This is a genomic window from Bacteroides mediterraneensis (assembly GCF_016900355.1).
GTDB lineage: Bacteria > Bacteroidota > Bacteroidia > Bacteroidales > Bacteroidaceae > Phocaeicola.
The window spans coordinates 1-491 of record NZ_JACJKA010000071.1 but is presented as its reverse complement, the minus strand read 5'-3'; the positions used below and the strand labels follow the sequence as shown (position 1 = coordinate 491).

The following is a 491-nucleotide window of genomic DNA, read 5'->3' as shown; positions in this document are numbered from 1 at the left end:
GCCCTGAATTAAGGCCTTTTGCCAGGTAATTCGACTCTACCTGGAGCTATTGCCGAGTCGCCCCGCAATTCATGGCTTTGACGCCGCCCGACAGGGCGCGTCACAGTCGTTTGTCGAGGTGCTGCATGTCCGAATTTCAGTTGGTGACCCGCTTCAAACCTGCCGGCGATCAGCCTGAGGCGATCCGGCAGATGGTCGAGGGGCTGGAGGCTGGTCTGTCGCATCAGACCCTGCTTGGGGTGACCGGCTCGGGCAAGACCTTTTCCATCGCCAACGTGATCGCCCAGGTACAGCGTCCGACGTTGGTGCTGGCACCGAACAAGACTCTGGCGGCGCAGCTGTACGGCGAGTTCAAGTCATTCTTCCCGAACAACGCGGTGGAGTATTTCGTCTCCTACTACGATTACTACCAGCCGGAAGCCTATGTGCCGTCGTCGGACACCTTCATCGAGAAGGATGCCTCGATCAACGACCATATCGAGCAGATGCGC

At 58.7% G+C, this 491-nt stretch carries 1 protein-coding gene; it reads left to right on the top strand.

The features are described from left to right. Positions 1–125: 125 nt before the first annotated feature. On the top strand, positions 126–491 hold a 366-nt coding region (locus H6A28_RS14860; RefSeq protein WP_204481072.1), incomplete at its 3' end, for a DEAD/DEAH box helicase family protein.